Origin of the sequence: Rhizobium sp. NZLR1 (assembly GCF_017357385.1) — a bacterium.
Classification (GTDB): domain Bacteria; phylum Pseudomonadota; class Alphaproteobacteria; order Rhizobiales; family Rhizobiaceae; genus Rhizobium.
This window is the reverse complement of the sequence record NZ_CP071632.1, coordinates 3,956,523-3,977,755: the sequence shown is the minus strand read 5'-3', so window position 1 is coordinate 3,977,755 and position 21,233 is coordinate 3,956,523. Positions and strand designations below refer to the sequence as shown.

At 61.4% G+C, this 21,233-nt stretch carries 16 protein-coding genes; 12 read left to right on the top strand and 4 right to left on the bottom strand.

Annotation, left to right across the window (positions count from 1 at the left end):
- Positions 1–120 precede the first annotated feature (120 nt).
- Positions 121–960: an AraC family transcriptional regulator gene (locus tag J3O30_RS19565; RefSeq protein WP_207581853.1), complete on the bottom strand. Its 840-nt coding sequence runs from the start codon at positions 958–960 to the stop codon at positions 121–123.
- A 116-nt stretch (positions 961–1,076) separates the two neighbouring features.
- Positions 1,077–1,757: a TetR/AcrR family transcriptional regulator gene (locus J3O30_RS19560; RefSeq protein WP_207581852.1), complete on the bottom strand. Its 681-nt coding sequence runs from the start codon at positions 1,755–1,757 to the stop codon at positions 1,077–1,079.
- A 152-nt stretch (positions 1,758–1,909) separates the two neighbouring features.
- Between J3O30_RS19560 and J3O30_RS19555 the strand changes: the two genes are divergently transcribed.
- From J3O30_RS19555 to xylA, 5 genes are all read left to right on the top strand, one after another.
- A complete protein-coding gene (locus J3O30_RS19555; RefSeq protein WP_207581851.1) occupies positions 1,910–3,118 on the top strand; it encodes an HlyD family secretion protein in 1,209 nt (402 codons plus the stop codon).
- Positions 3,119–3,145: 27 nt separating this feature from the next.
- A complete protein-coding gene (locus J3O30_RS19550; RefSeq protein ID WP_207581850.1) occupies positions 3,146–4,744 on the top strand; it encodes a DHA2 family efflux MFS transporter permease subunit in 1,599 nt (532 codons plus the stop codon).
- Positions 4,745–4,952: 208 nt separating this feature from the next.
- Positions 4,953–5,975 (top strand): LacI family DNA-binding transcriptional regulator, encoded by a 1,023-nt coding sequence (locus tag J3O30_RS19545; protein WP_207581849.1) that lies wholly within the window; start codon positions 4,953–4,955, stop codon positions 5,973–5,975.
- A gap of 19 nt (positions 5,976–5,994) precedes the next feature.
- On the top strand, positions 5,995–7,449 hold the full coding sequence (xylB, locus tag J3O30_RS19540; protein ID WP_207581848.1) for a xylulokinase: 1,455 nt from the start codon (positions 5,995–5,997) through the stop codon (positions 7,447–7,449).
- A 216-nt stretch (positions 7,450–7,665) separates the two neighbouring features.
- On the top strand, positions 7,666–8,976 hold the full coding sequence (gene xylA / locus J3O30_RS19535) for a xylose isomerase (protein ID WP_207581847.1): 1,311 nt from the start codon (positions 7,666–7,668) through the stop codon (positions 8,974–8,976).
- A 90-nt stretch (positions 8,977–9,066) separates the two neighbouring features.
- On the opposite strand, the gene J3O30_RS19530 is transcribed toward xylA, so the two are convergent.
- Positions 9,067–10,098 (bottom strand): LacI family DNA-binding transcriptional regulator, encoded by a 1,032-nt coding sequence (locus tag J3O30_RS19530; protein WP_207581846.1) that lies wholly within the window; start codon positions 10,096–10,098, stop codon positions 9,067–9,069.
- A gap of 168 nt (positions 10,099–10,266) precedes the next feature.
- Between J3O30_RS19530 and J3O30_RS19525 the strand changes: the two genes are divergently transcribed.
- The 5 genes from J3O30_RS19525 to J3O30_RS19505 all read left to right on the top strand — a co-directional run bounded on the left by J3O30_RS19525 (position 10,267) and on the right by J3O30_RS19505 (position 16,720).
- Positions 10,267–11,793 (top strand): sugar ABC transporter ATP-binding protein, encoded by a 1,527-nt coding sequence (locus tag J3O30_RS19525; protein WP_207581845.1) that lies wholly within the window; start codon positions 10,267–10,269, stop codon positions 11,791–11,793.
- 82 nt (positions 11,794–11,875) lie between these two features.
- Positions 11,876–12,880 carry an ABC transporter permease gene (locus J3O30_RS19520; protein ID WP_207581844.1) on the top strand — a complete coding sequence of 335 codons (1,005 nt, stop codon included), beginning with the start codon at positions 11,876–11,878 and terminating at the stop codon, positions 12,878–12,880.
- Positions 12,881–12,980: 100 nt separating this feature from the next.
- The gene (locus J3O30_RS19515) at positions 12,981–13,928 is read left to right on the top strand and encodes a substrate-binding domain-containing protein (protein ID WP_207581843.1); all 948 of its coding nucleotides are present in this window, start codon (positions 12,981–12,983) and stop codon (positions 13,926–13,928) included.
- A 351-nt stretch (positions 13,929–14,279) separates the two neighbouring features.
- A complete protein-coding gene (locus tag J3O30_RS19510) occupies positions 14,280–15,332 on the top strand; it encodes a sugar phosphate isomerase/epimerase (protein ID WP_207581842.1) in 1,053 nt (350 codons plus the stop codon).
- A gap of 200 nt (positions 15,333–15,532) precedes the next feature.
- Positions 15,533–16,720 (top strand): Gfo/Idh/MocA family oxidoreductase, encoded by a 1,188-nt coding sequence (locus J3O30_RS19505; protein WP_207581841.1) that lies wholly within the window; start codon positions 15,533–15,535, stop codon positions 16,718–16,720.
- Positions 16,721–16,796: 76 nt separating this feature from the next.
- Here J3O30_RS19505 and J3O30_RS19500 read toward each other — a convergent pair whose 3' ends face one another.
- A complete protein-coding gene (locus tag J3O30_RS19500) occupies positions 16,797–17,201 on the bottom strand; it encodes a DoxX family protein (RefSeq protein ID WP_207581840.1) in 405 nt (134 codons plus the stop codon).
- Between the two features lie 213 nt (positions 17,202–17,414).
- On the opposite strand from J3O30_RS19500, the gene J3O30_RS19495 reads away from it, so the two are divergent.
- Both J3O30_RS19495 and J3O30_RS19490 read left to right on the top strand, forming a co-directional pair.
- Positions 17,415–18,788, top strand: a complete 1,374-nt coding sequence (locus J3O30_RS19495; protein WP_207581839.1) for a GH1 family beta-glucosidase — start codon at positions 17,415–17,417, stop codon at positions 18,786–18,788.
- A 206-nt stretch (positions 18,789–18,994) separates the two neighbouring features.
- Complete coding sequence (locus J3O30_RS19490) at positions 18,995–21,208, top strand: bifunctional diguanylate cyclase/phosphodiesterase (RefSeq protein WP_207581838.1); 2,214 nt, start codon at positions 18,995–18,997, stop codon at positions 21,206–21,208.
- Positions 21,209–21,233: the final 25 nt, after the last annotated feature.

Here is a 21,233-nt window from a genome sequence, read left to right as displayed (position 1 = left end):
TGTGACTTTTATTCCCTAGAACAGGATGATTTAAGGCCGGGTCGGCCTTAAATTTGAATCCTGTTCTAAATTAAAGAGTTAGAGCATGATGTCATGAGAAAACCGCTCACACTTTCGGCATCATGCTCTGATCGGCAGCCAGATTTCGGTGACGCCCATGCCTGTATGGGGGTCGAAGCGCTCATCGTAGCGTTCGAACATGTCGGGCGTCTCGCCATGTTCCAGGCCCGAGGTCGGCCACCATGTGCCGAAGATCCTGTGCATGGTCGCGGGAATGCCGGAGACATGGCCGCGGTGGGCAAAGACGACGTAACGTTGGCCGGGAAGCTTGAGTGTGGCAAAATCCGCCGGCAGATCACCGGCGTCGGCGACTTCGGCCGCGGCTATATAGCGGAATATCTCCGCCTCGCCGTCGATATGGGTGCAGATGCCGTAGGCGACATTGCCTTTCTGTCCCGAGATATGGCCGAAATGGGCATTGAACTTCTGCCAGAGAGACGGGATGGCGGCGTTGCCGCCATAGGGGTAGGTTTCCTGCAAGCCGGCAAACAGCATCGGCGGAAGGGTTTCGAGGCGGGGCGGTTCGAGGTCGTTGAGGTGGGTGGGGTCCATTCTGATTGGCTCCAGCAGGACAAGGTTACGGGCGTGCCCTTGCCGACGCGCAGCATCCGGCGTCACGCCGAACTGGTCGCGGAAGGCGCGGGTGAAAGCCTCGTGCGAGCCATAGCCCGCACAAAGCGCAACCTCGAGAATGGTGGATGAACCGCCGATCAATGCGGGCACGGCGCGGCTGAGGCGCCGCCCTCTTATGTAGCTGCTGATCGAGTGGCCGGTAACGAGCCCGAAGACGCGCGACAGGTGGTAACGCGACAATCCGGCTGCTTCCGATATCTCTTCCAGCGACAGATCGTTTTCGAAATGGCTCTCTATGAACCAGATCGCCCGTCCGACGGCGCTCATTCTCAATCTCCTGGTTGCGGCTTCTTCCTTAACGAAAAGCCGGTATCCGGATTTGATCGCTATTGCGGGATTCTGGCCGATCGAGCGCGGCAGTCAACGGTGGGGCCAAAGGTGGATCAGACGGTCTCGTGCTGGCGCGCGCCGTAGGCGGCCATGAAGACCCGGATTGCGCCGCAGATGACGCGCTCGATTTCGTCGCGATGCGGCGGCTCTTCCATGCTTCCGAACAGGCGGAGCTTGAAGAAACTGCCGCTGGCGAGGTCGAGAAACTGGCCGGCGGCCAGATCGATATCGTCGATTTCGAGCCTGCCTTCGGCGATGTGCCGTTCCAGGAAGTCGCGCATGATGGTGCGCAGGTTTTCCGGGCCCTTGAAGAAGCGTTGGCAGAGCACCGGCATGCGGTCGCGCACGCCAAGAACGGTGCGCATGGCACTGATGACCTTTTCATCGGTCATATGGGTGACGAAGCTCACCCCGAATTCGTACAGACCGGCTTCGGGATCGTCATGTTCGGCAAGCGCCGTGCGCACGGCCGCCACGAAGGCGGCGCGCTCGGCCTCGATCATCGCCGAAAACAATTCTTCCTTGTTGGTGAAATAGACGTAGAGCGTCCCCTTGGAGACGCCGGCCTCGCGCGTCACGTCGTTCATGCTGGCGGCGTCGAAACCCATCTTCATGAAGACGCGCTTGGCGCCGGCGAGAATCTGCTGACGCTTGGCCGGATCTTCGCCCGCAGCAAATCGGCCTCCTCCAACGGGAGGGCTGAAGACGGCGGCGTGGTCGGGTTTCAGCGTCATTTATCCTTAACCGTGTTCACGGTTTCGTTTTTTCTTTAAAAGAAATCGAACCGATTGGTTCTATACATCTTGATATGACGGTAAAACAGGTTTAAGTCAACTGAACCGAACCGTTCAGTTCGATTACTTACTCCAAGATCGGTAAAGTGGCCATGTCGAGCAACCAGAAAAGCAGCGTCGCGCGGATCGTTAGCGAAAACGCCGGAGCCGAAGAGGCCACTGCTGAAGTCGCGGCCGTTGCAGAAGCTCCGACGGCGGAAGCCCGCGAGATGCCATCTGCGCCTGCGCAGTCGGCGCCGGCTCCGGCCGCTGCAGCTGCGAAGAAGCGCCGCAGCCCGGTGCTGCCGATCTTTGTTCTCGCTCTTCTCGCGGGCGGCGGCTGGTATGGTTACGAATGGTGGACGAACGGCCGCTTCATGGTGTCGACTGACGACGCCTATATCGAGGGCGATATTGCAACGATTTCGCCGAAGGTCACGGGCTACGTCGCGAAAGTGAATGTAGTCGCCAACCAGGAAGTCAAAGCGGGCGACGTGCTTGCCACGCTTGATAACGGCGACTATCAGAACGCCCTCGATCAGGCCGAGGCCCAGATCGCCACTGAACAGCTTTCGCTGCAGCGCATTGACGCGCAGATCGAAGGCGCCAATGCCAGCCTCGTGCAGGCGCGGGCGCAAAAGGTGGCACTCGAAGCGGCCGTTCGCGGTGCCGAGATCACCCAGAAGCGCCAGAGCGATTTGCAGGCGAAGTCGGTCGGCACCGCCGCCGATCTCGATAATGCCAATATCGCTCTCGACCAGGCCAAGGCCAATCTTGCCGGCGGCGATGCCAACATCACTGCTGCGCAGGCTAACATCACCATTCTCCAGGCCCAACGCAAGGAGGCCGAAGGCTCGGTCCGTTCGCTGGAAATCTCGCGCGACAAGGCCGCCCGCGACCTGTCCTTCACCGTGCTCAAGGCACCTTATGACGGCATCGTCGGCAACCGCTCGGTTCAGGAAGGCGATCTCGTTTCTCCCGGTCAGCGTCTGATGGCGCTTGTTCCGGTGCGCCGGCTTTATATAGACGCCAACTTCAAGGAAACGCAGATCCAGCATCTGGTGCCCGGCTCGAAGGTCAACGTCCATGTCGATGCCTATAGCGATCATCCTGTGGTCGGGACCGTCGAATCGATCTCGCCGGCTTCCGGCTCGGTCTTTTCGATGCTGCCGCCGGAAAATGCCACGGGCAACTTCACCAAGGTGATCCAGCGCGTGCCGGTGCGCATCGCGCTGCCGCAGGATGCGCTCGACAGCGGGCGTCTGCGCGCCGGCCTCAGCGTCGTCGTCGACGTCGACACCCGCACGGCGCCGAGCAAGTAAGCCTTTAGAAAAGGCGGAGGTGGTCCGATGGCCGGAAGTGCGACAGCAACAGCAGGGACGATTCCGGCAGCGCCCGCCCACGCCGAGGATCACATGGATCCGAGGAAGCTCATCGCCTTCTTCGCGATGGTGCTCGGCATGTTCATGTCGATCCTCGACATCCAGATCGTCTCGGCCTCGCTTGCCGAAATCCAGGCCGGCCTCTCGGCCGGCAGCGACGAAGTCGGTTGGGTGCAGACGGCCTATCTGATCGCCGAAGTGATCATGATTCCGCTTTCGGGCACGCTGGCGCGCATCATCTCGACGCGTTATCTCTTCGCAATCTCCGCTGCCGGGTTCACCATGGCGAGCGCGCTTGCGGCGACGGCGACGAATATCGACCAGATGATCGTCTACCGGGCCATCCAGGGTTTTATCGGCGGCGGCATGATCCCGTCGGTCTTCGCGGCCGCCTTCACCATCTTTCCGGCGTCGAAGCGCAGCATCGTTTCGCCGATCATCGGCCTGATCGCGACGCTGGCGCCGACCATTGGCCCCACCGTCGGCGGCTATCTCAGCCATGCCTTTTCCTGGCACTGGCTGTTCCTCGTCAATATCGTTCCCGGCATCATCGTCACGATCGTCACCTGGAACTTCATCGATTTCGACAAGCCGGAACTGTCGCTTTTCAAGAAGTTCGACTGGTGGGGGCTTTTCTCGATGGGCATCTTCCTCGGTGCGATGGAATATGTGCTCGAAGAGGGCAATTCGAACGATTGGTTCAACGACAGCTCCATCGCCATCGCTGCCGTCGCCTCGTGCGTTGCGGCCATCATCTTCTTCTATCGCGCCTTCACGGTGGAGTTCCCCGTCGTCGACCTCAAGGCCTTTTCGAACCGGAATTTCTCCTTCGGCTCGATCTTCTCCTTCGTCATGGGCATCGGCCTCTATGGCCTCACCTACATCTACCCGGTCTATCTTGGACGCATCCGCGGCTATGATTCGCTGATGATCGGCCAGACGATGTTCGTCTCCGGGCTTGCGATGTTTTTCACCGCGCCGATCGCCGGCAAGCTGTCGACGAAGATGGACCTGCGCCTGATGATGGTGATCGGTTTCACCAGCTTCGCCGCCGGTACCTACATCATGATTCACCTGACGGCGGATTGGGATTTCTACGAACTGTTCATCCCGCAGATCCTGCGCGGTTTCGGGCTGATGATGTGCATGGTGCCGATCAACAATATCGCACTCGGCACGATGCCGCCGTCGCGCATCCGCGGCGCATCCGGCCTGTTCAACCTGACCAGAAACCTCGGCGGCGCCGTCGGTCTTGCCGTCATCAACACCGTGCTCACCAACCGACAGGACGTGCACTATGAACGGCTGCGGGAGAATATGGACTGGGGCAATCCGGCGGCGATCGACCAGATGAACAACATGACCGCCAATTTCAACACCTATGGCATGGATGGCGCCTCGGTCGCGATCAAGCAGATGGTCGGTCTGGCCACCAAGCAGGCGATCGTCCTCTCTTTCAGCGACGTGTTCCTCATCCTGACCGCGCTTTTCGTTGCGATGATCCTCGGTGTCGCCATGATCAAGAAACCTGCGCCGCAAGGCGGGGGAGGCGGTGGCGGCCACTGACCTCCGGCCTGCCGCCCCTTGAAAGGCCCTCTCCGGAGGGCCTTTTTGTTTGCCGGTTTCCGACCTCTATGCCATCGGGCGGATGATCGCTGGCGGGATCAGTCCGAAGCAGATATCAATACCGGAAAATCGATAAGGGAACCGGCCTGTTCGATTTTTTGATTTACGTACATCAAATTTGGCGCTAATGGTCTCGTCAGGAGGAATGATGAGGCCTACAGTTCACGATATCGCCGCTGCCGCCGGTGTCAGTCTTGCGACTGTCGACCGGGTTCTCAACCAGCGCCCAGGTGTGCGTCACGTCACGCGGGAGAAGGTCGAAACGGCGATCCGTGAGCTCGGTTATATCAGAGACGTCGCCGCCGCCAATCTCGCCAAGGGACGTACCTATCCACTGGTGTTCATCCTTCCGGCCAGCGACAATTCCTTCATGCACGGGCTCAATGCCGAGATCCGGCAGGCGGTGCTTCGCTCGCCGGCCGAGCGTACCGATATCCGCACCATCGAGGTGCCGGCTTTCGATCCGGCAGCCCTTGTCTCCGTGCTCGAAGAGCTTTCCCGGGAGAGGCCTTGCGGCATCGCGATGGTCGCGACCGATGCACCTGACGTGCGCGCCACCGTCGACAGGCTGGTGCGCGAGCGCTTTCCCATCGTCACCCTGGTTTCCGATCTCACCGGATCGCTGCGCCATCATTATGCCGGCGTCGACAATATCGCGGCCGGCCGTACAGCGGCCCGCTTGCTCGGGCGATTTCTCGGATCGCGAAAGGGCGAGATCGCCGTGCTCGCCGGCTCCATGCTGGTGCGCGACCATCGCGAGCGGCTGGAGGGCTTTGCCGCAGTCATGGCTGCGGAGTTTCCGCATCTTGCGATCCTGCCGGTTCTCGAAGGCCGCGACGACCCCGAGGTCGCCCATAGGCTCGTTGCCGACGCGCTCGGGAATGCCGATATCATCGGCGTCTACAGCCTAGGCGCCGGCAATCGCGGCCTGATCCGGGCGTTGAAGGAGAAGGCCGTCGGCCGGACGCTGACGGTCATCGCCCACGAGCTCACCGCCCATACGCGCGCAGCACTCGTCGACAATACGATCGATGCGATCCTCAACCAGGACGCCGGCCATGAAGTGCGTAGCGCCATCCGTGTATTGAAAGCCAAGGCGGACGGGCTTGCCGTCATCGAAGCGCAAGAGCGCATCCGCCTCGACATATTTCTGAAAGACAATCTGCCGTAACGGCAAAGGAGAATACCCCATGTATCTCGGTCTCGATCTCGGAACCTCCGGCGTCAAGGCGATGCTGATCGACGGCGATCAGAAGATCGTCGGCTCGGCCAATGGTGCGCTCGACGTCTCGCGTCCGCATTCTGGCTGGTCGGAGCAGGAGCCGGCCCACTGGGTGCGTGCGACGGAGGAGGCCGTCGCCGGCCTCAAGGCGAAACATCCGAAGGAGCTGGCTGCAGTCAAGGGCATCGGCCTTTCCGGCCAGATGCACGGCGCGACGCTCATCGATGCCACCGACAAGGTGCTGCGTCCCTGCATTCTCTGGAACGACACGCGCAGCCACGTCGAGGCTGCGGCCCTCGATGCCGATCCGCGCTTCCGCGCGCTTACCGGCAATATCGTCTTTCCTGGCTTTACGGCGCCGAAGCTCGCCTGGGTCGAGAAGCATGAGCCCGATGTCTTTGCCAGGATCGCCAAGGTGCTGCTGCCGAAGGATTATCTGCGTCTTTGGCTGACCGGCGAATATATCTCCGAAATGTCGGATTCGGCCGGCACTTCCTGGCTTGATACCGGCAAGCGGGCCTGGTCGTCCGAACTGCTGGCTGCCACCAATCTTTCCAAGGAGCAGATGCCGGCACTCGTCGAAGGCACCGAGCAGGCCGGCAAGCTGCGGGCGGAACTTGCTACGCAATGGGGCATTTCCGGCGATGCCGTCGTTGCCGGCGGCGCGGGCGACAATGCAGCCTCGGCCTGCGGCATGGGCACGGTCAGCGACGGCGCCGCCTTCGTCTCGCTCGGCACGTCGGGCGTGCTTTTTGCCGCCAACGGCTCCTATCTGCCGAAGCCGGAAAGCGCCGTGCATGCCTTCTGCCACGCGCTGCCGAACACCTGGCACCAGATGGGCGTCATCCTGTCGGCCACCGATGCGCTTAACTGGCATTCCGGGGTCACCGGCAAATCGGCCGCCGACCTGACCGGAGAACTCGGCGAGACGCTGAAGGCGCCGACCGGCGTCAGCTTTCTCCCCTATCTCTCCGGTGAGCGCACGCCGCACAATGATGCCGTCATCCGCGGCGCCTTCATCGGCCTCGAACATGAAAGCAGCCGTGTCGTGCTGACCCAGGCGGTGCTCGAGGGTGTTGCCTTTGCCATCCGCGATAATCTCGAAGCGCTGCGCTCGGCCGGCACCGGCATATCCCGCGTCACGGCAATCGGCGGCGGTTCGCGCTCGCGTTACTGGCTGGCGTCGATCGCGACCGCGCTCGGCGTTCCGGTCGACCTGCCGGCCGATGGCGATTTTGGCGCGGCCTTCGGCGCCGCCCGCCTCGGTCTTATCGCGGCAACCGGGGCAGATCCGATTGCCGTCTGCACGCCGCCGGTGACATCGGGCACGATCGAGCCGGTGTCTGCACTGAGCGGCACTTATGAGGATGCCTACAAGCGCTACCGCGCACTCTATCCGGCGATAAAATCGCTGGCGCATTGAGAACTGGAGCCAGCGGCCCCCTCATCCGCCGGCCGGCACCTTTGCCTGGTCGAGCCGCGGGTCTCGCCCGTCCTTCGGACCCCGGAGGGGAGAAGAGACTCGCAGCGGTGCCTCCGTTCCTCTTCTCCCCTCGGGGAGAAGGTGGCCCGAAGGTCGGATGAAGGGGCTGGATGGCACAGACGATAAGACTGAACTACCGACCCAAGGAGACCCAAGATGAGCACCGGATTTTTCGGCGATATCCAGAAAATAAAATACGAAGGCCCCGACAGCACCAATCCGCTGGCCTTCCGCCATTACCAGCCGGACGAGATCGTCATGGGCAAGCGCATGGAAGACCACCTGCGCTTTGCCGTGGCCTATTGGCACACCTTCACCTGGCCGGGCGGCGACCCCTTCGGTGGCCAGACCTTCCTGCGCCCCTGGTTCGAGGACACGATGAAGGCCGCCAAGCTCAAGGCCGACGTCGCCTTCGAATTCTTCTCGCTGCTCGGCTCGCCCTATTACTGCTTCCATGACGCCGACGTGCGTCCGGAGGGCAAGAATTTCGCCGAGAACACCAAAAACCTCAATGAGATCGTCGACTACTTCGCCGAGAAGCAGGCCGCAACCGGCACCAAGCTGCTCTGGGGCACGGCAAACCTGTTCTCCAACCGCCGCTACATGTCCGGTGCGGCGACCAACCCGGATCCTGACGTTTTTGCTTTCGCCGCCGCGACGGTCAAGACCTGCATCGACGCGACGCAGAAGCTGGGCGGCGAGAACTACGTGCTCTGGGGCGGCCGCGAAGGCTACGAGACGCTGCTCAACACCGATCTCAAACGTGAGCTCGACCAACTCGGACGCTTCCTCAACCTCGTCGTCGAATACAAGCACAAGATCGGCTACAAGGGCACGATCCTGATCGAGCCGAAGCCCCAGGAGCCGACCAAGCACCAGTACGATTACGACGTTGCGACCGTCTATGGCTTCCTCAAGAAGCACGGACTTGAAAACGAGGTGAAACTCAATATCGAGCAGGGCCACGCGATCCTCGCCGGCCACTCCTTCGAGCACGAACTGGCGCTTGCCAATGCGCTCGGCATCTTCGGCTCGATCGACATGAACCGCAACGACTACCAATCTGGCTGGGATACCGACCAGTTCCCGAACAATGTTCCCGAAATGGCGCTCGCTTACTATCACGTTCTGGCAGGCGGGGGCTTCAAAACCGGCGGCACCAATTTCGACTCGAAGCTGCGCCGCCAGTCTCTCGAGCCGGCGGATCTGCTGATCGGTCACATTGGCGGAATGGATTGCTGCGCCCGCGGCCTGAAGGCCGCTGCCAGGATGATCGAGGACAAGGCTCTGTCGCAGCCGCTCGCCGATCGTTATGCCGGCTGGGAATCCGCCGAGGCGCAGAAGCTCTTCCGCGGCGAGTATTCGCTGGATGAGATCACGACTTGGGTCGAGACCAAGGACGTCAATCCGCAGCCGAGATCCGGCAAGCAGGAACTGCTCGAGAACGTCGTCAATCGTTACGTCTGATCAAGCGCGCCGGCGGCGGCCAGCGGTCGTCGGCGCAACCCTTTCTGAACGGCTGCGGGCGCTATGTCCTCAGCCTCTATCTCTATCGGCTCAACGCTTCGACCAGTTGCGCGACGGCGCAGAGACGGAGTTTCGAACCACCAGATCCGGCCGGAGCAGGATTTCCGTTTCGGTCGGCCGGCCATCGGACAGGAGTTCGAGCAGCAGCGCCATCGCCTGTTTTCCGATCGCCGTTCTCGGTTGGCGGATCGTAGTCAGCGGCGGGGATATGAAGACGGCCTGCGGCACGTCGTCGAAACCGGTCACCGAGAAATCCCCCGGAATGTCGTAGCCTCGCGCGCCGAGCCCGATCATGACGCCGATCGCGGTCTGGTCGTTGACGCACATGAAGGCGGTCGGAAGCGTGTCGCGCATGAAAAGCTGTTCGACCGCATGCCGCCCGCTCTCGATCGTGCCATCGCCTTCGAGCACGATCCGCAAGTCGGGCGGGACGCCGGCGGCGTCGAGGCCGGCATCATAGCCCATGCGGCGTCTGGTATAGGCAAGCCGGGTGCGCGAATCGCCGATGAAGGCGATCTTTCGATGCCCTTCGGCCAGCAGCAGGTCCACCGCTTTCCTGGCGCCCTCGGTATCGTCGACGCCGACATAGGGAATGCCGCCGTTGAAGACAGGCTCGAAAACGCCGACGCTCGGCGGCAGCCGCGCAGTCATCGTCTGATGCCCGAAGGGCAGGATGCCGGTAAACAGGATAAGCCCGGCTGCCTGGTTGGAATTCAAGAATTTCAGATATTCGAGCCCGCGCTGGGCGTCGTTCTGCGTGTGGCCGATCAGGATGCCGTAGCCGTGCGCGCGCGCCTCGTTTTCCAACCCGACGAGAATGTTGGAGAAATTGGGGTCGCCGATATCGGGCGCCACGACGAGAATCATGTTGGAGCGGCCGAGCCTCAGGCTGCGCGCCATGGCATTGGTGGTGTAACCGGTGATCGCGATCGCCTGGTTGACCTTGAGGCGGGTGGAATTGGCGACCTTCTCCGGCATATGGATTGCCCGGGACACCGTCGCGATGGAGACCTCGGCGATCCGGGCGACGTCTTCGATTGTTGCGGGCGTGGAATTCGACACTGGGCTCTGCCTTGGGCTGTCTTCGCCGCGACACTACACAGACTTGTCGGGAGGTCAAAGGCAGGCTTCAACTGATCTGTGTAAATCAACGATGTAAACCTTTACACGATGTATGTAAAGGTTTACATAAGGTCCTTAGCGGCCGGAGAACCGCTTGGGGAGGATCTGATGACCGTGGAGACTGCCGACACTGCACCCGTGGTGCTGTCCGCTAGGCGCATATGCAAATCCTTCAGTGGGGTGCAGGTCCTCTTCAGCGTGAATTTCGATCTCCGCGCCGGCGAAATCCATGCGCTGATGGGTGAAAATGGCGCCGGCAAATCCACGCTTGTCAAGGTATTGTCCGGTTTCGAACAGCCGAGTTCCGGCGAAATCCTGCTCGACGGCAAGCCTGTCGTCCTGCCGCCCAACGGCGCTGCCGAGGCGCTTGGCATCGTCATCATTCACCAGGAATTCAACCTCGCCGAACATCTGACCGTGACGGAAAGCCTCTTTCTCGGGCGCGAAGTCACGCGCTTCGGCGTGCTCGACCGCAAATATATGAGGTCGGAGACACGCAAAGTTCTCGATGTGCTCGGTTCGCATGTCGATGAGAATGCGCAGATCAGCACGCTTTCCATCGCCGACAAGCAGATGGTCGAAATCGCCAAGGCAATCAGCCGCGACGCGCGGGTCGTGTTCATGGACGAGCCGACCGCGGTGCTGTCGCGGGAAGAGACCAATATGCTCTTCAAGCAGGTTCGCAAGCTGCGTGACCAGGGTACGAGCTTCGTCTTCGTGTCGCACAAGCTCGACGAAGTGATGGAGTTGACTGATCGTGTCACCGTGCTACGCGACGGCCAGTGGATCAAGACGTCGCCGACGTCGATTCTGGACGGGGAATCGATCGCGCAGCTGATGGTTGGCCGCGAACTTTCGAGCCTTTATCCCGCCAAAGTGGAACCTGATGTCGACGAGGAGGTCGTCCTCAGTGTCGCTTCGGTGTCGACGGGCTATGTGAGGGATGCGAGCTTCGAGGTGCGCAAGGGCGAGATAATCGGCTTTTCCGGTATGATCGGCTCCGGCCGCACCGAGCTGATGGAAGCGATCGCCGGGTTGCGGACCCGTCTCGAGGGTGAGGTGGTCATCAAGGGGGAAGCGGTTCCCTCCGGCGATGTCCATGCCGCCAATCGCTGCGGGCTCGCCTACATGACCAAGGACCGCAAGTCGAAGGGCCTGCTGCTGCGCTCCGGCATGATGACCAATTTGACCCTGCAATCGCTCGGAAGGCATTCTCGCCGAGGCTATCTCAGCCCGGGCAGCGAAGCGGGTGCTCTGGCGAAGGCCAAGCGCCGTTTCGACATCAGGGTGCGCGACGGCAATATCGTCGCCGGCCGGATGTCGGGTGGAAACCAGCAGAAACTGCTGCTGGCCAAGGTCATGGAGACCGAGCCCGACATCATCATCATCGACGAGCCGACGCGCGGCATCGATGTCGGCACCAAACAGCAGATCTATCATTTCATCTCGGCGCTGGCCCGGGACGGCCGTTCGATCATCGTCGTCTCGTCGGAGATGCCGGAGGTCATTGGCCTCTGCACGCGGGTGGTGGTGATGCGTGAAGGACATATCGTCGGCGTGCTCGAGGGCGATGAGATTTCCGAGCAGGAGATCATGCGTTACGCCGCCGGGCTTAAAAAGAAGGCGGCTGCCTAAGCCGAACACGAAGCGTCGTCGCGACGACGCCGATCACAGACAAGACGCCCAGCAGGTATGGGACGGGAGGTTGGTTTTGGAAATGAGTGTCAACGAGGAGACCAGGGAAATCCGGCGCCGATCCTGGCGGGATGTCGATCTGCGTGCGGTCGCGCCTTTCGTCGCCCTGGCACTGCTCCTGATCGTCGGGGCCCTGGTCAATCCCAATTTCATCGGCATCACCAACCTTGCCAATGTCGCAACGCGCAGCGCCTTCATTGCCATCATTGCGGTCGGCGCGACCTTCGTGATCTCAGCAGGCGATCTCGACCTGTCGGTCGGCTCGATGGTGGCCTTCGTCGCCAGCCTGATGATCCTGCTGATGAATTCGGGCGCCATCGAAAACCCGGTCCTGATGCTGACGGTCGCGGCCGTCTTCACGATCGTCGCCGGCGCGCTTTGCGGCCTGGCGAACGGCCTGATCACGACGGTGGGCAAGATCGAGCCCTTCATCGCAACGCTTGGCACGATGGGCATCTATCGCGGCCTGACGACATGGCTGTCGCAGGGCGGCGCAATCACTCTTCGCTCCGCCGATATCCAGACGCTCTATCGTCCTGCTTATTTCGGCACTATCGCCGGTGTGCCGGTGCCGATCGTGGTGATCCTGGCAGTGACGGCGGTTGCCGCCTTTATCCTCTATCGCACACGTTATGGCCGCCACGTTGTTGCTGTGGGATCAAACAGCGATGTTGCCCGCTATTCCGGCATCGCGGTCAATCGCGTCAGGACGATTGCCTTCGTCATCCAGGGCCTGTGCGTCGCCATTGCCGTGTTGCTCTATGTTCCCCGTCTCGGCTCGACGTCGGCAACAACGGGCATCCTGTGGGAGCTCCAGGCGATCACGGCCGTCGTCGTCGGCGGCACGGCGCTGAAGGGCGGCGCCGGCAGGGTCTGGGGGACGATCTGCGGCGCCTTCATTCTCGAACTCGTCGGCAATATCATGCTGCTTTCGAACTTCATCAGCGAGTATCTGATCGGCGCCATCCAGGGTGCGATCATCATCATCGCCATGTTCGTCCAGCGCTCGCTGGTGCGCAAATCATGAAATAATCAGGTTTGCATTGACCGGGGCTTGCAATTGACCGGGCTTCAGGGCGTCCGGTCCCGATATGGAAAAGTCCCTGAAATTATTGGGAGGAAATAGCATGCATAGATTGATGTTGGGCCTGGCGGTTGCGGCGGTGACGTTCGCCGGCGCCGCTCACGCCGAGGACAAGAAATTCACCATCGGCGTCTCCATTCCGGCCGCCGACCATGGCTGGACGTCGGGCGTGGTGTTTCATGCCGAGCGCGCCGCCAAGTTGTTGATGGCCGAACATCCCGGTCTCAACGTCATCGTCAAGACCTCGCCGGACGCTGCCAGCCAGGCAAACGCCGTGCAGGATCTCGATACACAGGGCATCGACGCCCTCGTCATCCTGCCGTCGGATCCGGATCCGCTCGTCAATGCCATCAAGGAAGTCAAGGGCAAGGGCAAGTTCGTCGCCCTCGTCGACCGCGCGCCGTCAAGCAACGACAACTCCGTGCGCGACCTCTATGTCGCCGGCAATAATCCGGCTCTCGGCGAAGTCGCCGGCAAGTACATCAAGGACACCACGCCTGATGCGCAGGTCGTCGTCATCCGCGGTCTGCCGATCCCGATCGACCAGCAGCGCCAGGACGGCTTCGACAAGGGCATTGCCGGCTCGAACGTCAAGGTTCTCGACCGCCAGTACGGCAACTGGAACCGCGACGATGCCTTCAAGGTCATGCAGGACTACTTGACCAAGTACCAGAAGATCGACGTCGTATGGTGCCAGGACGACGACATGGCCGTCGGCGTTCTGCAGGCAATCGAGCAGGCCAAGCGTACCGACATCAAATACGTCGTCGCAGGCGCTGGCTCCAAGGACATGGTGAAGAAGGTCATGGACGGCGACAAGCTGATCCCGGTCGACGTCCTCTATCCGCCGGCAATGGTCGGCACGGCAATGGAGCTGACGGCGGCGGCACTCTACGATCAGGTCCCGGTTCACGGCAGCTACATCCTCGACGCGACGCTCGTCACCAAGGACAATGCCAAGGACTTCTACTTCCCGGATTCTCCGTTCTGATCCATCGACTGGAGACATGCGCCCATTCGAAAGGATGGGCGCATTTTTAATGCGTCGATCCAGGGTACAGCCGAAAATGCTGCACGTACCTCTTGTCCGCCAAAGCCCACCGTGATTAGCTCGCGCCATTCGCTTCCGGCCTCGCGCCAAATCCGCTGGCTACTGCATAATTCCTTAAATCGGAATCGATTTAAGGATAAAATTATGCAGCGATCCTAAGTGTTACAGCGTCCTTTGCGCGTCTTTTCAGACGCGCGGCGCTGTAAGGTAAGGAGGCGCCTTGCGCCCGCCAAATTGCGTGCTACAACACTTCAGAAACGTTTACGGTCGATATTCAGGGAGGAATCTGACATGAAGACGATCAAAGGCCCCGGCCTATTCCTTGGCCAGTTCGCGGGCGATACCGCTCCTTTCAACTCGTGGGACGCGATTACCAAATGGGCGGCCGACATCGGTTACAAGGGCGTCCAGGTGCCGACCTGGGCAAGCCAGCTGATCGATCTGAAGAAGGCCGCCACGTCCAAAGATTATTGCGACGAATTCGCCGGCAAGGCCCGCGAAAACGGCATCGAGATCACCGAACTCTCCACCCACCTGCAAGGCCAGCTCGTCGCCGTTCACCCAGCCTATGAAGAAGCCTTCGACGGATTTGCCGCACCCGAGGTGCGGGGCAATCCGAAGGCGCGCCAGGAATGGGCGGTCGAGCAGGTCAAGATGGCGCTGACGGCCTCGAAAAACCTCGGCCTCAAGGCGCATGCGACCTTCTCTGGCGCGCTCGCCTGGCCGTTCATCTATCCCTGGCCGCAGCGTCCTGCCGGCCTGGTAGAGACCGCCTTCGACGAACTCGCCCGCCGCTGGACGCCGATCCTCGACCATGCGGATGAGAACGGTATCGACGTCTGCTACGAGATCCATCCGGGCGAGGATCTGCACGATGGTATCACCTTCGAGATGTTCCTGGAGCGGGTGAAGAACCATCCGCGCGCCAACATGCTCTACGATCCCTCGCACTACGTCCTGCAGTGCCTCGATTATCTCGACAATATCGACATCTACAAAGACCGCATCAAGATGTTCCACGTCAAGGATGCGGAGTTCAATCCGACCGGCCGCCAGGGCGTCTATGGCGGCTATCAGGGCTGGGTGGAACGGGCCGGCCGCTTCCGCTCGCTCGGCGACGGCCAGGTCGATTTCGGCGCGGTGTTCTCGAAGATGACGGCCAATAATTTCGACGGCTGGGCCGTGGTCGAATGGGAATGCGCGCTGAAACATCCGGAGGACGGCGCCCGCGAAGGGGCCGAATTCGTGGCCGCCCATATCATCCGCGTCACCGAAAAGGCCTTCGACGATTTTGCCGGCAGCGGCACCGACCAGGCGGCGAACCGGCGCATGCTGGGGCTCTAAGACATAGGGCGTGCTGCGAGGCTGCCCCTCACCCTAACCCTCTCCCCGTTCTGACGGGGAGAGGGGACCTGCCCACATCAAACGGTAGAGAGTGGCGAGGGACATAGCGGCATCGTCCTTCTCCCCGCCTGCGGGGAGAAGGTGGCGGCAGCCGGATGAGGGGCGCATCCGCACCAAGTTTTAAATTTCAGGAGGACAGAATGGCAATCGAAGCATCATCGGAACAGACCCGCGAGCCGCGGATCCGCCTCGGCATGGTCGGCGGCGGCGCCGGCGCGTTTATCGGTGCGGTGCACCGGATCGCGGCACGCATCGACGATCAGTACGATCTTATCGCCGGCGCGCTGTCGTCGACGCCTGAAAAGGCGGTTCAGTCAGGCCGCGATCTCGGCCTCGATCCGTCGCGGACCTATTCCAGCTACCGCGAGATGGCGATCCGCGAGGCAAAGCTGAAGAACGGCATCGAGGCGGTGGCGATCGTCACGCCGAACCATGTACATTACGACGCCGCCAAGGAATTCCTGAAGCGCGGCATCCATGTCATCTGCGACAAGCCGCTGACATCGAACCTTGCTGACGCGAAGAAGCTGAAGAAGATTGCCGACGAGAGCGGCGCGCTCTTCGTGCTCACGCATAATTACACCGGTTATCCGATGGTCCGCCAGGCGCGCGAGATGATCGCGAACGGCGAACTCGGCGATATCCGTGTCGTCCAGGCCGAATATCCGCAGGACTGGCTGACTGAGGCGGTCGAGCAGACCGGCCAGAAGCAGGCCGCCTGGCGTACCGATCCGGCACAATCCGGCGTCGGCGGCTCCACAGGCGATATCGGCACGCATGCCTATAATCTCGCCGCCTTCATGTCAGGCCTGGAGCTCGACAGTCTCGCTGCCGATCTCGACAGTTTCGTTCCCGGCCGCCGGCTTGATGACAACGCCCATGTGATGCTGCGCTTCAAGGCCAAGGGCTCGGAGAAGCCGGCCAAGGGCATGCTCTGGTGCAGCCAGGTGGCGCCCGGCCATGAAAACGGCCTGATGGTCCGCGTCTACGGTTCCAAGGGCGGGCTGGAATGGACTCAGAAGGACCCGAACTACCTCTGGTACACACCGTTCGGCGAACCGAAGCGGCTGATCACCCGGGGCGGCGCCGGTTCGGGCGCGGCTGCCGGCCGCGTCTCGCGCGTGCCGTCTGGACATCCGGAGGGTTATCTCGAAGCCTTCGCGACGATCTATACCGAAGCCGCGCATGCGATCAATGCCCGCAAGAAGGGCAAGGCCGTCGACAAGGCAGTGGTCTACCCTACTGTCGATGACGGTGTGAAGGGTGTGGCCTTTGTCGAGGCTTGCGTCGCCTCTTCCAAGAAAAACGGCGCATGGGTCAAGGTCTGAATCTGCCGATCCGCGTCGCCCAATGAAAAACGCCGAGGCGAGCTCAAAGTCGCCTCGGCGTTTTTGTTTATGGTGATTAGGCTGCGGCCGTGCGGCCACGCTTCAGCAGGTTGTCCACGCTCAACGGTCCTGCGCCTGCCGCCACCAGATATAGAAACACGAAGCAGAACAGGATTGCCGCGACGCCGCCGTTCTGCGCGGGGTAGATGCCTTTCGGCGCATGCCCGATGAAATAAGCGAAGGCCATCAGGCCGGAGAGCACGAAGGCTGCGATACGGGTCTGGAATCCCACCAGGACCAGGAAGCCGAGGGTGAGTTCGATAAGCCCGGCAATCCAGGAGAGCGAGCCCGCGGCCGGCACGCTTGCCGCAACCGGAAAATGCAAAATCTTCTGCGTTCCGTAGCTGAAAAGTACAAGTGACGAGACGATGCGCAGCAGGCTCAGCAGATGAGGCTGCAGCAGATGGACCGAAGAGAGCATGGGATTCCTTTCACATTTGTGATGCCATTTCCCGTGTAAGGATCGTGGCCTCAACAGCAAGTCACGCCTGCTGACATTGCCGTTATGAGTGCGGGCAGACGGGAAGAGGGGACTTCCTGCAACGTTGCAGTTTTTCTCGCTGCCAGCCTGTACTTTGCCTTCACGCTTGGCTAAATCCCGCGCAAACGGCCAACCTAGAGATAGGATTTTAAGATGATCGATCCGCAGAAACTCGCACAGCGCTTCCCCGGCGACTTCACCTTCGGCGTCGCCACCGCCGCCTTCCAGATCGAAGGGGCCAGCAAGGCCGACGGCCGCAAGCCATCGATCTGGGATGCCTTTTGCAATATGCCCGGCCGCGTCTATCATCGCGACAATGGCGACGTCGCCTGCGACCACTATAACCGACTGGAGCAGGACCTCGATCTCATCAAGGAGATGGGCGTCGAAGCCTATCGCTTCTCGATCGCCTGGCCGCGCATTATCCCCGACGGCACGGGTCCGGTGAATGAGGCCGGTCTCGATTTCTACGATCGGCTGGTCGACGGCTGCAAGGCGCGGGGGATCAAGACCTACGCGACGCTCTACCACTGGGATCTGCCGTTGCTGCTCGCCGGCGACGGCGGCTGGACGGCGCGCTCGACCGCCTATGCGTTTCAGCGCTATGCCAAGACGGTGATGAACCGCCTTGGCGATCGCCTCGATAAGGTCGCGACCTTCAACGAGCCCTGGTGCATCGTCTGGCTGAGCCACCTCTACGGCATCCATGCTCCGGGCGAACGCGATATGCAGGCCGCCCTTCACGCCATGCATTATATGAACCTCGCCCACGGCCTCGGCGTCGAGGCGATCCGCTCGGAAGCCCCCGATGTGCCCGTCGGGCTTGTGCTCAACGCCGCTTCGATCATCCCCGGCTCCGACAGCCCGACCGATCTTGCAGCCGCCGAAAGGGCGCACCAGTTCCACAACGGCGCCTTCTTCGATCCGGTCTTCAAGGGCGAATATCCGAAAGAATTCGTCGAGGCGCTTGGCGACCGCATGCCCGCCATCGAGGACGGCGACATGAAGCTCATCAGCCAGAAACTCGACTGGTGGGGTCTGAATTACTACACGCCCGAGCGGGTCACCGACGATGCCGAACGCAAGGGCGATTTCCCGTGGACGGTGAAAGCGCCGCCGGGAAGCGACGTCAAGACCGATATCGGCTGGGAAATCTATGCGCCGGGATTGAAGCTCCTGATCGAGGACCTCTACCGCCGGTACGAACTGCCGGAATGCTACATCACCGAGAACGGCGCCTGCGACAACACCGATATCGTCGACGGCGAGGTCGACGATAGGATGCGTCTGGATTATCTCGGTGACCATCTCGATGTGGTGGCCGGTCTGATCAAGGGTGGTTACCCCATGCGCGGCTATTTCGCCTGGAGCCTGATGGACAATTTCGAATGGGCCGAAGGCTACCGCATGCGCTTCGGCCTCGTCCATGTCGACTATCAGACCCAGGTACGCACAATAAAACAGAGCGGCAAATGGTACCGCGAACTTGCTGCCAAATTCCCGAAGGGCAATCACAGGCCGGGTTAGCGCCGTCGGCCTGATATAGGCGCCGGTTTGGAGCCTATTGCGTCTCATTTAAGCTCTCCGGCGCGGCACGGCGAGTCGATGCTGCTTGCCGTCATTTCGCGATGGCAATCCAGGCAGAAAAATAGATCGTTCGAAACCTGCAACAGCCGGTTGCTTAAACGTTTTTGAACCCTTGGCTGGCAAAGTCTGACGGTCAGGGAGCCGTAATGCAGACAGCCGGAAAGCCGCAGAGCAAGGGATTGGGAATAGGCCGTCACATTACCGTTACGGGCGTGCTTTTTTCCTTTGCCGTCATCGTCGCAATCGTCACCGTCATGGTGCTGACGGCGCTTGAACGCGTGGCCGAAAATGCCAATCTCCTCGATGATGAGCGCTCGCGCGAAACGACGATCGGGGCGTTGAAGACTTTCGAGGACCAGCTTGGCGCGACACTCGACGATTACGCTGCCTGGGACGATGCCGCCGTCAACGTCTATTCGCCCGATGGCATGGCCTGGACGGTGAGCAATTACGGCGAGATGTCGGTCAACAGCGCGCTTTTCGACATGGCGATCATCATCGATGACGGGAAGACGCCGATCATGGCCTATCGCGACGGCAAGCCGATGGAAGAGCCGCTCGCGGATTTCTTCGCGCCGTCGCTCTGGACCCTGTTCGAGACGGCGAAGACGGCCGGCCCGGCCGGTACGCCCCAAGCGGTCGGGTTCGTCACCACCAAACGCGGTGTCGCTGCTGTCAGCGTCGCATTGGTGCGGAAAAAATCCGGCGCGCTGGATGTGCCCGCCGGCCAACACCGCTATCTCGTTTTTGCCCGCCATCTCGACAATGACCGGGTGGCGGCGCTCGGCCAGACCTATGTCATCGGCGGGCTGAAGCTGGCGTCGGCGAGCTTCGAGGCCGATTATTTCGTACCGATCGTCGATCCGGCCGGGGGAACGCTCAAAAAACTCGTCTGGACCTCGCGTTCACCGGGTGATGTCGGCTACGCACAGGTGCGGCCGATGGTCCTGCAGGCGCTCGGCCTCGTCGGTCTGTTCTTCGTGGTGTTGCTGGTCATCGGCTGGCTTGCCGGCCGCCGGCTGAAGGCCGAGGAAAACAGCGCCCGCGAGGAGGCGCTGCGTGACCGGCTGAGCGGTCTTTCCAATCGAGATGGTCTCGGGCTTGCCGTCGACCGCTTCGTCGTCGAGGCGCGCCAGTCCAAGCGCAACGTGCTGCTCCTCTATCTCGACCTCGATGGCTTCAAGGAGGTCAATGACAGTTATGGCCACGGCACTGGCGACCAGTTGATCCGCGCGGTTGCGGCCGGTCTCGACGTGCTCATTCCGCAAGGCGCAGTTCTCGCCCGGATCGGCGGCGATGAATTTGCGATCGCCTTTCTCTCCGACAGCGAGAATGCCGCCGCACTGCAGCTTGCCGAGCAGATCCTCGATTTTCTTGTCGAGCCGCTGGAGATCGGTCGCCGCGTTGTCGTCGTCGGCGCAAGCATCGGCATCGCCATGTCGCCTTGCGGCATGATCGAGCGTGAAGAACTGGTGCGCCGCTCCGACCTTGCCATGTACAAGGCGAAGGAGGCCGGCCGCGCGCGGATGATGCTCTACGATCCGTCGATGGATGCGGATCGAGAGCAGCGCAATGCGCTGGAACTCGATCTCCGGATGGCCATCGAGAGCGGCGACCTGACGCTGGCCTACCAGCCATTGATCGATGCGGTCTCCCATGCGCCGACCGGTGTCGAAGCACTGGTGCGCTGGAACCGTCCGGGTCACGGGCCTGTTTCACCAGAGGTATTCATCCCGATCGCCGAGACCAGCGGTCTCATCGAATCGCTCGGCCTGTTCGTGCTGCGAAAGGCCTGCGAGACAGCCAAGCAATGGCCGGAACTCAACGTCTCGGTCAACGTCTCGCCCGGCCAGTTCCGCAATCCCGCCTTTGCCGACTATGTGCGCTACGTGCTGAAACAAACGGAAATCGAGGCCGGCCGTATTACGCTCGAGATCACCGAAGGCTACATGATTCAGAATCCGCAGCGTACCCGCCAGTCGATCGACCGGCTGAAGGCGCTGGGGGTCAAAGTGGCGCTCGACGATTTCGGCTCCGGTTTCTCCTCGATCGGTTATCTCAGGCAGTTCGGTTTCGACCGGATCAAGATCGACCGCTCGCTGGTCATGGGTGTCAACGAGGACAAACGCCAGCGCGAGATGCTGCAGGCGACGGTGGCGCTTGCCCGCTCGCTCGACATTCCGGTGACGGCCGAAGGCATCGAGACCGAGGAGCAGGCAATCGCCATGCGCCTCTTCGGCTGCGATTGCCTGCAGGGCTATCTGTTCGGAAAGCCGGTGACGGCCGAGCTTATCACCGAGATGCTGAACGAGCGACGCGCAGCGGAGCCGGCGGCCCGGCGCCGTATCGGCGCAGCCTGACCGGCAACGCCTCCCTCAGGCAGCG